The sequence below is a fragment of the Brevibacillus borstelensis genome (genome assembly GCF_037834415.1).
In the GTDB taxonomy this organism is placed as follows: Bacteria; Bacillota; Bacilli; order Brevibacillales; family Brevibacillaceae; genus Brevibacillus; species Brevibacillus borstelensis_A.
This window is the reverse complement of record NZ_JAUMSJ010000028.1, coordinates 24,510-38,344: the sequence shown is the minus strand read 5'-3', so window position 1 is coordinate 38,344 and position 13,835 is coordinate 24,510. Positions and strand designations below refer to the sequence as shown.

The following is a 13,835-nucleotide window of genomic DNA, read 5'->3' as shown; positions in this document are numbered from 1 at the left end:
GGAAGCTCCCTGATTTATGGGAGGGGGATCTCCTGACGAAGTCTCCAAAATTTTCTAAGGGGATTTTTCGTTTTTGGGTGTCACGAAATTGGCGCTGCTGGATCAAATGAGTGATTCGAAAGCAGAAAGGATGATTTTCATGATGAAAAAACAAACACTCTTGTCCATAAGCATGCTGGCGCTGTTGGTGTCTGCGGCAGCATCGCCGCTGCCCGGCATCTATTCGATCGTGCACGCAGCCAATAACGCCCCAGTGCCGGCCGAAGCTCCTAAAATGATCACCATCGAGGAGTTGGACAAAAAGGTCGTCGACGCGGCAGCCCAAGCCATGCAACAATTGGCAGAAGGCAAACCCATTGTGCTGGAGGAAGTCAGCGGCCAAAATAAAGATTGCTGGGTGCTCTCTGCCAAAGACGGCAGAGGAGAAGTCCTGATTGCCAAGAACAATGGAGAAATTGTTTCGATGCGGGTACACTTCAAGTTCGACGAAGTCAATGCCGCTTTGAAAGCGACCGTGATGAGCACGCTGAAAGAAATGGATGCCAAGCGTTCGTTCAACATTCGGCAGGTCGAGCGGATCAAGTGGGAAAAAGAAAACATCTGGTCGTTTAACGGAGAAGGCGTCAATGTGGCGCTTGAGCCCGGCACAGGCAAGCTTCTGTACGCCAACGCGGAATATGAAACGGCACAGGTTCCCGCTTCAGTCGTTCAAGCCGCTCAAAAAACGCTGAAAGGGCTGTCCGGGGGCCAAGCGGTTCCATTGGCGCCTTCCGCGACGCTTTACAAGAATCCGCAGGAGCACATTGATAAACTGTGGGGGCTTTCTGATAAAAACGGAAAATACGTAGTGGGCATCGGAGCCAAAACGGGAAAACCGGTATCCATCAAAATGCTTGAACAAATCTCCGGCGACAATTTCGTCTTTGAAAGCGACATCCCCAAAGTGTTTGCGAAACCTTTCTACACGAAAGAGAAAGCGATCGCCGCTGCCAGCTCGGCGGTGAAAAAGCACTTTGAGATAGATTTGACCGGCTACAACATGGCTGTCCAGCACGATACGTACACCTTTACAAAACAGGGCAAACCGACCGTTGTCGCGCAGATCAACAAAAAAGGAACCTTCTGGAGCTTCCTCGTGACGCCGGAAAACGGCCTGGCGAACTAGCGGCAAAGAAAGGGACGAGATGAAATGAAGGAGACAAACTGACGTGTATCCCGAAACAAAACAAGCAGATCAGTCGCTGCGGATGACAAATGAGGCTGTCCTGGAACAGTTGATGAGAGAGTACGGGGAGAAGATCATCCAGCTCGTGTACCTCATCGTAAAGGACCGAAGCATGGCCGAAGATATCACGCAGGAGGTATTTCTCAAGGCGTTTCGCGGCTTGCGGACATTTCGCGCGGAAAGCAATCTGAAAACCTGGCTGTACCGCATCGCTATCAACGAATCGAACAAGTATCTTCGCTCATGGTCCTTCAAGCACATCTTCTCCACCTTTAAAAAAGCTGACGTGCCGGACCGCGAAGACGACGAGCATGTAGAGGATGCGGTGATCGGAAAATGGACCAAGGAGCAGGTGGCGGAGATGGTCATGGCGATGTCGCCTCAATACAGGCAGGTCATCGTGCTTCATTATTACGAAGATTTGCGGATTAAGGAAATCGCGCAGGTGTTGAATGTGTCGGAAGAAGTGGTGCGGACCAAACTGTCCCGGGCACGGAAGCAGTTCAAGGCGCTGTTGGAAAAGGAGGGGCTGGAATGGACGTAGATAAGGAATTTCGCGAGGCGGTTCAAAATGTCAGCCGCAAGTCGGCACAGGATGTACGATTTACCCCTGAATTGGAAAAGAGGATCAACGATCAGCTTGCCAAAAGAAGGCTCAAAGGATATAGAAGACTGTACACGGCAGGAGCGGTAGCGGCCAGCATTGCTTTGGCATTTGCCGTTTGGAAGCCGATTTCATCGCTGCTTCCGAATGATTTGCAGCAAGCGGCAGCCGAGCTGTCGGGGCAAAAAGCGAAGGCGCTCGTTCAAAAGGCGTTGCAGCCGCTGCAAAAAGCGATTCCCGAGCTGGGCGGCTATCAGTTGACGGTAAAAGATGTCGCATCCGGCGTGATCATGGCCGAGTTGAGAAAGAGCGACAACGAGTACGTCCAAGTGGCCGTCAGCACGGGCACGGAGCAATTGGAGATGTTCAAATGGTTTACAAGCGATGCCGGCAAGCAAGCTCTCCCGGAGCAAGCAGCCAAGGAGAAAGCGAATGCGTTTCTGGACGCGCTCCTCGGCGAGCAGCGCAAGCAGTACGAACAGGTGGCGGCAGGCGAGATTTACCGGCCGCAAAACGGGTTTTTGGAGCTGGACGTAAACGGCACGTATGTCACCTATAAACAATTGAAAGACGGCAAGGCGGTGCCGTTTGGCGACATCACGCTCTGGGTGGATGGCGCAGGCCGGGTCGTCGCGTACGGACAGTTGAACAGCGAGGAGCAGGCAACCCTCGACAAACTAGCAAAAGCGCTCCCAGAGTTCAAGCCAGAGGCCGTTTTGGTAAACAAAGACAAACGGAAGGACGGTTCCTTTCTGATGCTTGCGAATGCGGATGAGCAGGGGAGCACTGTATTGATCAGCACAAAGGGGAGTGGCGATGCGGTCTGGCACTACCGCGTTGATGCTCCCCGAGGCGAGGGATGGGAGCGTGCTCCGAAGGCACTGGCAAGCGAAAAGGCAAGTCAATTCCTGCAGAGCGTGTTGGGAGAAGACTGGAAAAACTACCGGGAAAAAGAGTCCTCCGACATCCCTCGATATCAACGCTATCACAACGGATTGCCCGTGCTCGGGGACGACCTGTACGTTGTCGTCGACAAGACGGGACACGTCACGGATTTTGCCAAGAACGCGGCATCGTACGACCTTGCCGCATTGCCGGATCCGTCAACAGCGGTTTCCAAGGAAGAAGCGGAAAAAGAAGTAGCCGCAAACATGAAGCTGCGCTACATCGAACGGCTGTTTGAGCGGGCCCCTGAGCCAAAGCGGAAGAACTTGGGGCCGTTGCTCGATTACACCCCGGCGGTCGCCTTTTATCAAATGGGTCAATCCCGATCGATTTATTGGTATATTGATGCGGAAACGGGAAAAATCCAGTACGGAACAGGAAACAACGGGATGGAGTACGACGGCTTGGCAGCCAACGAACCGATCTCGCTCACACCGCCGAAGCAAGCGGTCGCCATCAAAACGAAGGAAGCTGCTACGGCCATGCTGACAGAGGAATGGGGAGTCGATCTCAAAGGGCTGTCGTATAGCGAGCGGGAGCAAGAGAAGCGCGAGGGCGAAGGCAAAGAGAAAGTCTTCCACTGGGAGACGAAAGAAGGAAAAAGGCTGGAGGTCGCCGTGGACGCCGCAACAGGGCAGGTCGTGGATGTCTCGATCCCCCGCAAGGATACGAATATTTCCGTTTCGGAGCAGGCTGCGTTCAAGGAAGCGATCCGCGTACTGGAAAAATACGTCGATCCGGGAGTCGCAGAGGTTCAGGTGAGCCAGATCATCAAACCGGGAGAGGCCTCGCCGGTAACATCCGGAGACTGGCAGTTTGAATTCATCAAGAGCCATGACGGAGTCCCCGTACTTCAGCAGTACCCCGATGAGGCCTACATCGTAACTGTCGATCCTTCCACGGGCAAAGCGAACGGGTTTCTGAACAGAACGGAGTCGGCGGAAGCAGTCGCTCTTCCCGACAAGAGCAAAGCAGTTCCCGTAGAGCAGGCTGTCCGGGAATACCTGGCATACATGCCGCTTCAATTGGCTTATACAATCAAGGGCGTGCGAGATGAAGAACTCGCCAAGCCGAAGCTGGTCTACGTCCCGATGAGCGGCAAGGAGTACGCCGATAAGTACATCTACATTGATGCCATCAGCGGGAAAGCCGTGATTCGGTAGGTTGCCGAAGGAGAAGTCCGGGAAAAGGGCTGCAAGAGCTTTCTTTCCGGCGCCAGACAGTGAGTCGAATTTCCATGCGGCAGTTTCATGTTTGTCGAGAAAGCCCTGCCACAAGCGGGGCTTTCTTTTTTGCTTCATGGACCGGAGGCTTCAAACAGAGCAAAGCCCTCCGCTCTGGTGAGGGAGGGCAATTTTTCCATAGGGAGCTTAAAAACCATATAAGCGGTCTTTTTGCAGCGGTTTCCTGCCAGCAGTCGCAAACCGGGCCTTAATTGACTTTGTATGACTGCAAAATTTGTTGAGCGAGCGGCTTCCACTCATCCATTAGCTTGTCGGTACAGTTGAAGGTCATCATTAGCAATTTTCCGTCCAGCTCTGTAAAGAAAATGAGATTGTACACCTTCGTATCCGCAGCAGGCGTTAACAGTTCGAATACCCCGACATTTTTGCCGTTGATCTGTGTCACTTCGTCTTTATACCATGTCGCATCCGGGTACCCCTGCTCAAACACTTGCTTCATTTGATCCTTCAGTTCCTTGATTTGGCTGTCTTGAACCGGTGTGGGGGTATGATTAAAGGCGAGATTGACGGAACCGTCCGCATCGGTGTAGATCAAGGTTGGCCGGTTTTCCCCAGGGTATTTCACTTTTGCCATTTCTTCCGACATAATGTCAAAACCCTTTGGGATCAGGATTTCTACTTTGTCAGACAGTACTTTTTTGGCTTCAAGCTTGTCGCTTGCCGTCTGATTGCTTGCATTTTCGGTTGGAGCGTCTGTTTTTGCGGAGTCTGTGCCATTCGTGCCGGAAGCTTGCTGGCTTGCTGTCGTTGCTTCATTTTGTGCTGTCGGCTTCGCGTCTGTCGACTGGTTTGAACAAGCAGAGACAGTCAACATGGCGAGTAGTGCGGCTGTTGAAAGAACTTTTTTCATAACGAGTTTTTCCACCTTTAACGAGTTTTTTGGAAATGTCCGGAAACACAAAGGTGATTCTACCATAGATTTCATAAAAGTGGAAATAAAACTAACTAATTCCGAATGTTCAAATAATACTCTACCCCATTTTTACCCCAGAGTTGTCAGGGTATGGGGCTGAGATGAGCGCAACTCGCCTTTCATGAGGACGGCAGCGGCTTTCTTCGCCGGATCCCCGTGGTGATGACGCACAGGGACACGCTGACGATCCCGCCCGCAAAAATATAGAGAGGCGTAAAATACGGAGCCGCTTCTCCGCGAATAAATTGGAGCGGGACCGGACTTCCGTAACCGTTGGAAGAGAAGAATACGCCCAAAGCGTAAATCGAAACCCGCTCGCAAACAACCGTGATCAGGCTTACGATAAAAGCCTGTCGTACAGGGCGGTCCTGCCGTACGCGCATAACCAGTCCGTACAATATGTAAGGAATCGTTATCATGAACATGCCGACGAAGTTTCCGGATAAATCCCATTCGTGGTCAAAGGGAATTCGATAAATGAAATGAAAGAGGGTAAATGCACTCCAAAGAGTCGCAAAATAAAAAATGGTAGTGATCGCCAATCCCTCAATGATCTTGCTCATATTATCACTCCTTCAGCGATAAAGACGGTTTGTCAGTACTTTCGTTTCGCTGTAAATGACGTTTTTCTATAAATGAAATGTTACGTACAATCATCCGTCTAAAGAGAAGGAAAGCAAAATGCTGAGTTCAACTCTGAGGGATGGAGTGGTCTGGGATTATGAGGAATGCAAGCGCAGTCTCATTGTCTTTGGTTCTGGTCTTGCTACTGGGATTTCTAGTTGGCTGTCAAAATACGGAGACAGGCAAGTCTTCTGAAAGTTTTCCTTTACAGTCAAACGCAGCGCCGGACACCGACAGAGCCCATGACGCAGGCGAAGCTCAGGATGCAGACAACAATCGGGGCACGTCGAAAGAATCATCTCCCATGAACAGCAGCGAACCGTCAGCAGCGCCCACGAAGGAACCGGGAAGTTCGGCTGAAGCGGAAAAGGGAGGAATGAAGAAGGTAACCGCCATTCGGCTCGCAGATGTTCAGACGGGCTGGGTCGGGTGGGGAAGGTTGGATTGCGAAAACGGTAGATGGCGGGAAAAGCTGGAGTGAGCCGTACAAAGTAATAGGAACGGTACACCAGCTGTTCGCTCTCAACCATCAGAGCGCTTGGGCGACAGTGACCCGGGAGCCGGACGAAGCGAACGAACCGAATGAACCAAATGAACCAAATGAACCAAATGAACCGCTTCTACTCCTATCAACTGCTGGCGGGAGCGACTGGGCGGTTGTGGGCAAGCTCCCTCACAAAGGCTTTCTCCACTTCGTCTCAAACAAGGAAGGATTCAGCGCACACTGGAGAACGACTGACGGCGGCAAGACATGGCAGACGGTGATGAACCGGAAAACAACAGCCCAACTAACCGGTGCGGTGATTCGGTCGACGGGACGGGATGACGCCTGGATCGAATGCATCGGGGAGCCCGGCATATCGCAAATCTCTTATTCCCTTTTCCACACAAAAAACGGAGGCAAGGAATGGAGAGTCGTCATAGCCAAGTCGAGCGCGGGAGGCGGACCGGTGCCAGGCTTCCCGGCAGCTTGTAGTTGCAAAAAGGAACGGTCTGTTGAATAAAGAGCAGTAGACGGAGAAGGGTGCCGTTCTGCTGCTTTTTTATGGATTCATATATTTTGATTATTCTAAATTTTAAAATAAATTCAGGAGGTTTTTGACAATGAGCATGGAAAAACTAATGCGAGGAGGTGGTCGTTTTCTGACACAAAAGCTGCGGAAATCCCCGAGCGGCAGCGTGGAATATCCTGAGCCTCCTGACCAACAAATAAAGAAGGGTGGTTACCATGTTAAAAGGAAAAACAGCCAAATTGCTTGTAGGTGTCATCACGTCGGTCTGCCTGCTGATGCCGACAGCCGTAACGGCCGCTGAATCGCCCAAACAATCGGCAGGGGCTAGTGTCGTTTCGAAGAACCCTCTGGTCGAGCAAAAAGTAGCGGGCACATTATGGCTGAAGTCGGCTGAAGGAAGAGCACTTTCTTACCAAACCTTTAACCTGGCCAAAATGATGTTCGATAAAGCACTTGCTGAAAACGAAACGAAAGAAAAACTGGCTGTCATTGTAGATATTGATGATACAATAATCGACACTTCGGGGTACACGGTTGATATTATTTTAGGGGCGGAAGCGTCAGGAGAGGCCTGGAGGAAGTGGGTTCAATCGAATGTGGCTACTCCTTTGCCCGGGGCGGTGGAATTCTTAAATTACGTGGTGGAAAAGGGCGGAGACGTCTATTACGTGACCAACAGACTCCCGGACATCAAGGAAGCTACGGTGAAGAGCCTGGCCCATTTAGGATTTCCGCAGGCGGAATACAGCCATCTTTTCATCAGAGAGCAGGGAATGGCATCGAGCAAGGAAAGCAGGAGACAAGAGGTTGCCAAGGATCACAAGATCGTCCTGCTCATGGGAGACAATCTGGAGGACTTTTCCGATCTGTTTGCACCGGTAAGCGTAAAAGCAAGAGAAGAAGCTGTTCACAAGGCAAAAGATTTGTTTGGAACCAAATTTATCGTTCTGCCCAATCCGATGTACGGCGATTGGGAGAAGGCGATCATCGAAAGCAAAAAGGATCTTACCGCAGAACAAGTAAAGCAGATGAAGAAGAAGACGCTATCCGGAAAAGATTGACAAAATTCTTCACAAACAGCCAAACACCTCCCTGAACCGTTCGAATAATGGTTTTGGAAGGTGTTTTTGTCTGAAGTCGCGATCAGAGGCAGCGGAGGATGACGGAGAAGGCGTGCTTCTTCCTTTGTCTCACGGGAGGCAAGGGTTAAACCGGCCGCTTTGAAAAGCTTTTATAATCCTCGGTGTGGGCAATAAATTCACAGTCGTTTTTGACTACGTCCTCGTCTGTTATTTTCCATGTATGCGACATGGTGTCGGCACATCTCTTGTAAATCAGATTGAATCGATCGGTCGAATAAATGGTAAACCCATGTTTCAAGCACTCCAGACAAAAGTAGATGTCCTCACTAGTAGAAATGTGCTGATATCTTACATGATTGAACACATGTCTTTTGACGATTTTCTTCCCGCCGCATACCCAATCCACGTACCTGTTTTCTTGTCCAGGAAATCGCAGGTAAAGATCTTTCAGGTTTTCTAGATAGAGATAATGTGTTTTCTTGCCGACAATATCGGCAGCGGTTTGGTGAAATACGGGCATCATATCATGCAGATAGAGGGGGGCATAGTAATCGTCATCGTCAAAGGTGGCAATATAGTCATATTTCGTTTGATCTACGGCAAAATTGCAGCATTCGCCCAAGGATAACTGTTCGGGGAGTTGAAAAATGAATACGTTCGGATCACCGTTTGCTCTCCTCTTCCATTCATCCGGATTCATTTCATCTTTGTTTAATATGATGATCAACTCTTTGACAGGCCAGGCCTGACTTCTGTAATTTGCAAATACGTTATCGATCATCAACGGCTTGTTCGTACAAGTGATAATCGACACCCCTTGCCCATTCACGCCGGTTTCTATCGGATTATCCATTCTTTTTTTCATCCTTTCTTGCTTCTATTGATTCGCGAGACGATCCGCTATTCGGATGGCTAATGCAACCGTAGTCAAAGTGGGGTTTGCCGCGCCGATCGAGGGAAGTATGCTATTGTCTGCCGCGTAAAGTCCAGGAATTCCATGGATTTGTCCAAAGGTGTTCGTGGCTGATTGCAGGGGATTATTCCCCATGCGGCATGTGCCGTTTTCATGGTAGTCGCTTCCGGGGGGCTGTATTTGAATGTGGTTGATATTTGCTCCTAAGGCGTCGAATATTTTTGGTACTTCCATATTCATCTGGCGAATCAGTTCCGTATCATTGCGGGAATACGAAAAGTCGATATGAATGTTCGGTACCCCGTACTCATCCACACTTTGCTTGTTCAAACTAAGCTTATTGTCGAAAGAGGATTCTACCTTTCCGAAACCGACGACAAGTACCGAGCCGTTGCCTTTGTATATTTGGAATTGATATGACTTTTTGTCCGTTTGGGGCAAGAAAGCGGAAAGCTGCTCTGAAGTATTTTCCTCCATATGAATTCCTGTCGCCCTTATATATGAATGGCTTGTTAGGTAGTGTCCGATGGTGTTTCCATATATTCCGGAATGGAGCAAGAGACGCGGAGTTTCCAAGGGTCCAGCGGCCAAGACTATTGTTTTTGCTCTTACTACATGCCTGTTTTTCTGATGATCTCTTACCGTCAAGCCTACTGGCTTTCCATTTTCCATAACCAACTGAAGCGCTCGTGTTTTTACAGACAGGTCAAACGGATGTTTTTCCCAAGCTTTTCGTAAGAAGCATAAGGAGCTGAAGGTTTGCCCGTTTGAAACCGCACTTGGAATCGTGCATGCTTGATGAAACCCGTTTTCATAAAGCTGCTCGAGCAATGGTGATGAGGATGCCGAGGAGGTCTCCCGGTTGTGCATCAATCCTTCGGCAATTTCGTAATATGCATCTAGCTCCTGAGAGGGAAATGGCCACTCTACCCATTCAGATGCGTGAATTCTGGGAATAGCAGCTCCCCAAAATATAGTTCTGCCGCCCAATGCGAAAACTTGCTCCGCACCGGAAAACTGGGGCAACTGCTTACCGATCGGATGGACGTTTTGGGCATAGCAATGATCCCATCGTTCCTTTAATTCCGGTATGTTATAGACATGTGTGTGGAGCAAGAGGTCACCGGCATCAATGATGGCAATGCGTTTTTTGCTGTCTTGCCAGGCCGCGCATAATCTCCAGAGAACCGCTGCGCCTCCAGCTCCGGTACCAACAATTAAAATGTCGTATTCGTTCTCTTTCATGTGCTTTATAGACTGAAAGGGAATAGGGAAGGGGGGTAGTTCTGTCATTGCTCGGCACCTTCTTCCACTCATTTTGGGAGAAACAAAAAAACTGCACAATCTATTCTTATATGTATGTTTCATGTTTCGATTAGATATGGTTGGCTTCCTCAAGACAAGCACATAAATTTATCATGGTCCATGCGAAAAATTATTCGTGGAAGGAGGATAATTTCCGGTAGTACCTATCCGATTGATTAGCAAACCTTTCAAGACTCTCCCTCTTTCTATATAATACAGATAGAGATTCGGTCAGCTGATCTATTAGGAAATCAGTACTCGGGGAGCCGTTCCACAACCATACATACGAAAATCAGCCGCCTGAAAGGGTGGCTTGATTATTTCTGTGTGTATTTTCTGAATGCCGAACCAGACGGAGGATACATTTTTTCGCTATGCTGCTCGGAGCACATGTAATATAGTTGGGACGAACGTATATGCCTGTGGTTTGGTAAGATTCGGATGATTGTGTATAAAATGATGAGTTGGATAGGAGAGAGAAAAAAAGATGCTTACAAAATGGTATACAGGGCCAAGTGTCTGGATATTAGCGATCGCTCTTCTGCTTGCAGCGGGTTGCACACCCGACAAAAATCCGGGGACCGGTGCTGAAGCAGGAAAAAAACAGGACGAGCTGATCCTGGCCATCGGCTATGAGCCGGAGGACGGCTTTGACCCGACGACCGGCTGGGGGCGGTACGGGTCGCCGCTGTTCCAGAGCACGATCCTGAAGCGAGACAAGGATTTGAAGATCGTAAACGACCTGGCAACAGGCTATGAGGTAAGCGATGACGGTCTGGTCTGGACGGTAAAGCTGCGCGATGATGTAAAATTCTCTGACGGCCAGCCGCTGACGGCAGCCGACGTCGTGTACACCTACGAAACAGCCTCCAAAAGCGGGTCGGTGGTTGACCTTGGCATTTTGAAAAGCGTAGAGGCCGTCGATCCGTTTACGGTCAAATTTACGCTGAACCACCCCCAGTCTACCTTTGTAAATATTCTCGTGGCTACCGGGATTGTTCCGAAACGCGCCCATGGCGAGGACTACGCCAAAAAACCGATCGGCTCGGGGCCGTATAAGCTTGTGCAATGGGATGCGGGCCAGCAGCTGATCGTCGAAGCCAACCCGGAATATTACGGACCGAAGTCCGTCTTTACAAAACTGACGTTTCTCTTCCTGAAGGAGGATGCCGCGTTTGCCGCTGCCAAAGCGGGCGAAGTGGATATGGCCTTCGTCCTGCCGAACGTCGCCAGGCAAGAGGTGCCGGGCATGCACCTGGTCACGGTAAACAGCGTGGACAATCGCGGGATTCTGTTCCCTGTCGTAAAGGCAGGCGGAGCAACCAAGGAGGGAGCGCCCATCGGCAATGACGTGACCGCAGATATCGCGATCCGGAAAGCGATCAATATCGCCATTGACCGCAAAAAGCTGGTGGAAGGCATTTTTGAGGGCTTTGGCACTCCTGCCTATTCCGTAGCGGACGGGATGCCGTGGTGGAACCCGGAGACAGTGATTGAGGATGCCGATCTCGATCAGGCCAAGAACATTCTGGCCGAGGCAGGCTGGCAGGATACCGATGGCGACGGCATTCTCGAGAAAGGCTCCCTGAAGGCGGAGTTTACGCTCATCTATCAGGCCGACGACCAGTCGCGCCAATCGCTGGCTATCGCGGTGGCCGATATGATCAAGCCGCTCGGGATCAACATCAAGGTGGAAGGCGGCAGTTGGGACGACATCGCCCGGAGCATGCATTCCCAAGCAGTCCTGTTCGGCTGGGGCAGCTACGATCCGCTGGAAATGTACAATCTGTACAGCAGCAAAACAGCAGGCATTGGCTGGTACAACACGGGCTTCTACGCGAATCCGGCGGTTGATGAATACATGGAAAAGGCACTGAAAGCGACGACAGAGGAAGAGGCGCTCGGCTATTGGAAAAAGGCGCAGTGGGACGGAAAAACCGGATTCGGCGCCAAAGGAGACGCTCCCTGGGCCTGGCTGGTCAACCGGCAGCACCTGTATCTGGTACGCGACGGGCTTGATATCGGGACGCCGAAAATTCAGCCGCACGGTCACGGATGGCCGATTACCGACAATATCGTGGAATGGTCCTGGAAGGAATAAAGGCAAAGAAAAGGGGAGTTTGGGTGGCGGCATATGAGCCTGGTAACGTTTATTCTTAAAAAACTGCTGCGAATGGCTTCGCTGCTGATCGCCCTGTGCGTGCTCTCATTCTGGCTGGCCAGCTGCTCGCCGCTGGATCCGGTACAGGCGTACGTCGGTGCCGACATGACGCGGGTCAGCAGCGAACAACGGGAGATGATTGCAGAGTACTGGGGGGTAAACAAGCCGCCGCTTGAGAGGTTTTTCCATTGGAGTTCAGCCGTTATGCATGGAGATTTCGGAACGTCGATGATTTTTCGCCGCCCGGTAGCCGAGGTGATCGGAGAGCGGTTTACGGCTTCGCTGGCCTTGATGAGCACGGCCTGGCTGCTGTCGGGAGCATTGGGCTTTGCCCTCGGAGCTGTAGCCGGAATGAAGCAGGGCACCTGGATCGATCGGCTGATCAAATGGTATTGCCTTACGTTGGCTTCGACACCCGCGTTTTGGCTGGGGCTGCTGCTCGTGATGGTATTCGCCGTGTGGCTCGGCTGGTTTCCGGTGGGCTTGGGAGTGCCGGCGGGCAAGCTTGCCGAGGATGTCACGATCGCAAACCGCCTGTATCATCTCATCCTGCCGGCGTTGACCCTGAGCATTCTCGGCGTGGCCAATGTTGCGCTGCATACGAGGCAGAAGCTCGCAGACGTGCTGGCCAGCGATTACATCTTGTTCGCCAGGGCGAGGGGAGAAAAAGGACTGCGGCTCTTTTGGCGCCATGGCTTGCGCAATGTCGCCTTGCCCGCGGTGACGATTCAATTCGCTTCCATCAGCGAGCTGATCGGAGGCACGGTGCTCGCCGAACAAATTTTTTCATACCCGGGTCTTGGACAGGCTGCGGTTCAGGCCGGATTGCGCAGCGACGTACCGCTGCTGCTCGGCATTGTGATCTGCAGCGCCCACTTCGTTTTTGTCGGAAATCTCGCGGCGGACATCATCTACCGCGTGGTTGATCCGAGGATCAGGAAGGGGGAATCGGCATGAACCGCAGACAGAAAACGATCTTAATCATGTTGCTTGCCGCCTTGCTGCTGGCTGGTGCAGTCGTCAGCGGACTGACCCTGGGAGATGAGCGCGTTGTAACCAATTTGGACGCACGGAATGCGTCGCCGTCGCTTGAACACCCATTTGGGACGGATCACCTTGGCCGGGATATGCTGGGGAGAACGTTGAAGGGGCTGACTGTAAGCATCGGCGTAGGGATTATCGCCGCCGCGGCAAGCACCGCTATCGCACTTGCAATGGGCATGCTGGCGGCCACTATGGGAAAGGCTGCCGACGCCGCAATCAGCTGGCTGATTGATTTATTCCTTGGCGTCCCGCATCTGGTGGCTCTGATCCTGATCTCGTTTACGCTGGGCGGCGGAATGAAAGGGGTAGTTGTAGGCATAGCCCTTACGCATTGGCCAAGCCTGGCGCGGATCATACGGGCGGAGGTCATGCAGCTCCGGTCGGCCGAGTATGTCCAGGTCTCCCGCCGCTTGGGCAAATCGCGCTGGTGGATAGCGAGCCGCCACATCCTTCCCCATTTGGCTCCGCAGCTTTTCATCGGTTTTGTGCTGCTTTTTCCCCATGCCATTTTGCACGAGGCGGCGATCAGCTTTCTCGGCTTTGGACTGTCGCCGCACCAGCCGGCCATCGGCATCATTCTGTCGGAATCGATGCGCTACCTGACCTCGGGAATGTGGTGGCTGGCATTTTTTCCGGGAATATCCCTGCTTGTCATCGTGCGGGCTTTTGATACGCTGGGCGAAAATCTCCGGCTGCTGACAGACCCGCGCAGTGCTCGTCAGTAACAGAGGCTTAACCGTTTACCTAGGAGAAGGAGGAGGA

At 51.5% G+C, this 13,835-nt stretch carries 12 protein-coding genes; 8 read left to right on the top strand and 4 right to left on the bottom strand.

From position 1 onward, the window contains the following. Positions 1 to 142: 142 nt before the first annotated feature. The 3 genes from Q3F21_RS19375 to Q3F21_RS19365 are packed head-to-tail and all read left to right on the top strand — an operon-like array spanning position 143 to position 3,937. Positions 143 to 1,165, top strand: coding sequence for a hypothetical protein (locus Q3F21_RS19375; protein WP_340256757.1), 1,023 nt, complete (start codon positions 143 to 145; stop codon positions 1,163 to 1,165). A 43-nt stretch (positions 1,166 to 1,208) separates the two neighbouring features. Then, positions 1,209 to 1,769, top strand: a complete 561-nt coding sequence (locus Q3F21_RS19370; RefSeq protein WP_340256754.1) for a sigma-70 family RNA polymerase sigma factor — start codon at positions 1,209 to 1,211, stop codon at positions 1,767 to 1,769. Continuing rightward, on the top strand, positions 1,760 to 3,937 hold the full coding sequence (locus Q3F21_RS19365; RefSeq protein WP_340256752.1) for a YcdB/YcdC domain-containing protein: 2,178 nt from the start codon (positions 1,760 to 1,762) through the stop codon (positions 3,935 to 3,937). The genes Q3F21_RS19370 and Q3F21_RS19365 overlap by 10 nt, the downstream gene beginning before the upstream one ends. 268 nt (positions 3,938 to 4,205) lie before the next feature. Here the strand turns inward: Q3F21_RS19365 and Q3F21_RS19360 are convergent, their stop codons facing one another. Next, the gene (locus Q3F21_RS19360) at positions 4,206 to 4,868 is read right to left on the bottom strand and encodes a hypothetical protein (protein WP_340256750.1); all 663 of its coding nucleotides are present in this window, start codon (positions 4,866 to 4,868) and stop codon (positions 4,206 to 4,208) included. Between the two features lie 182 nt (positions 4,869 to 5,050). Continuing rightward, complete coding sequence (locus tag Q3F21_RS19355; RefSeq protein WP_340256748.1) at positions 5,051 to 5,494, bottom strand: hypothetical protein; 444 nt, start codon at positions 5,492 to 5,494, stop codon at positions 5,051 to 5,053. A 468-nt stretch (positions 5,495 to 5,962) separates the two neighbouring features. On the opposite strand from Q3F21_RS19355, the gene Q3F21_RS19350 reads away from it, so the two are divergent. Beyond that, entirely contained in the window at positions 5,963 to 6,559 is a 597-nt protein-coding gene (locus Q3F21_RS19350; protein WP_340256746.1) for a hypothetical protein, read from the top strand. Between the two features lie 224 nt (positions 6,560 to 6,783). Beyond that, positions 6,784 to 7,629 (top strand): 5'-nucleotidase, lipoprotein e(P4) family, encoded by an 846-nt coding sequence (locus Q3F21_RS19345; protein WP_340256744.1) that lies wholly within the window; start codon positions 6,784 to 6,786, stop codon positions 7,627 to 7,629. A gap of 145 nt (positions 7,630 to 7,774) precedes the next feature. On the opposite strand, the gene Q3F21_RS19340 is transcribed toward Q3F21_RS19345, so the two are convergent. Continuing rightward, on the bottom strand, positions 7,775 to 8,515 hold the full coding sequence (locus tag Q3F21_RS19340; protein ID WP_340256742.1) for a glycosyltransferase: 741 nt from the start codon (positions 8,513 to 8,515) through the stop codon (positions 7,775 to 7,777). Between the two features lie 12 nt (positions 8,516 to 8,527). Beyond that, complete coding sequence (locus Q3F21_RS19335) at positions 8,528 to 9,856, bottom strand: GMC oxidoreductase (RefSeq protein ID WP_340256740.1); 1,329 nt, start codon at positions 9,854 to 9,856, stop codon at positions 8,528 to 8,530. Positions 9,857 to 10,355: 499 nt separating this feature from the next. On the opposite strand from Q3F21_RS19335, the gene Q3F21_RS19330 reads away from it, so the two are divergent. From Q3F21_RS19330 to Q3F21_RS19320, 3 genes are read left to right on the top strand one after another with little or no spacing between them, the layout of a single operon-like run. Beyond that, entirely contained in the window at positions 10,356 to 11,969 is a 1,614-nt protein-coding gene (locus Q3F21_RS19330; protein ID WP_340256737.1) for an ABC transporter substrate-binding protein, read from the top strand. 33 nt (positions 11,970 to 12,002) lie between these two features. Continuing rightward, the gene (locus tag Q3F21_RS19325) at positions 12,003 to 12,986 is read left to right on the top strand and encodes an ABC transporter permease (RefSeq protein ID WP_340256734.1); all 984 of its coding nucleotides are present in this window, start codon (positions 12,003 to 12,005) and stop codon (positions 12,984 to 12,986) included. Further along, positions 12,983 to 13,798 (top strand): ABC transporter permease, encoded by an 816-nt coding sequence (locus tag Q3F21_RS19320; RefSeq protein WP_340256731.1) that lies wholly within the window; start codon positions 12,983 to 12,985, stop codon positions 13,796 to 13,798. The genes Q3F21_RS19325 and Q3F21_RS19320 overlap by 4 nt, the downstream gene beginning before the upstream one ends. The last annotated feature ends 37 nt before the right edge of the window (positions 13,799 to 13,835 follow it).

What these genes read in the sequence shown, in the direction of transcription:
- Q3F21_RS19375 (WP_340256757.1), top strand. Translation starts at nt 143, where the DNA reads ATGAAAAAACAAACACTCTTGTCCATAAGCATGCTGGCGCTGTTGGTG.
- Q3F21_RS19365 (WP_340256752.1), top strand. Translation starts at nt 1,760, where the DNA reads ATGGACGTAGATAAGGAATTTCGCGAGGCGGTTCAAAATGTCAGCCGC.
- Q3F21_RS19360 (WP_340256750.1), bottom strand. Translation starts at nt 4,868, where the DNA reads ATGAAAAAAGTTCTTTCAACAGCCGCACTACTCGCCATGTTGACTGTC.
- Q3F21_RS19355 (WP_340256748.1), bottom strand. Translation starts at nt 5,494, where the DNA reads ATGAGCAAGATCATTGAGGGATTGGCGATCACTACCATTTTTTATTTT.
- Q3F21_RS19350 (WP_340256746.1), top strand. Translation starts at nt 5,963, where the DNA reads ATGTTCAGACGGGCTGGGTCGGGTGGGGAAGGTTGGATTGCGAAAACG.
- Q3F21_RS19345 (WP_340256744.1), top strand. Translation starts at nt 6,784, where the DNA reads ATGTTAAAAGGAAAAACAGCCAAATTGCTTGTAGGTGTCATCACGTCG.
- Q3F21_RS19340 (WP_340256742.1), bottom strand. Translation starts at nt 8,515, where the DNA reads ATGAAAAAAAGAATGGATAATCCGATAGAAACCGGCGTGAATGGGCAA.
- Q3F21_RS19335 (WP_340256740.1), bottom strand. Translation starts at nt 9,856, where the DNA reads ATGACAGAACTACCCCCCTTCCCTATTCCCTTTCAGTCTATAAAGCAC.
- Q3F21_RS19330 (WP_340256737.1), top strand. Translation starts at nt 10,356, where the DNA reads ATGCTTACAAAATGGTATACAGGGCCAAGTGTCTGGATATTAGCGATC.
- Q3F21_RS19325 (WP_340256734.1), top strand. Translation starts at nt 12,003, where the DNA reads ATGAGCCTGGTAACGTTTATTCTTAAAAAACTGCTGCGAATGGCTTCG.
- Q3F21_RS19320 (WP_340256731.1), top strand. Translation starts at nt 12,983, where the DNA reads ATGAACCGCAGACAGAAAACGATCTTAATCATGTTGCTTGCCGCCTTG.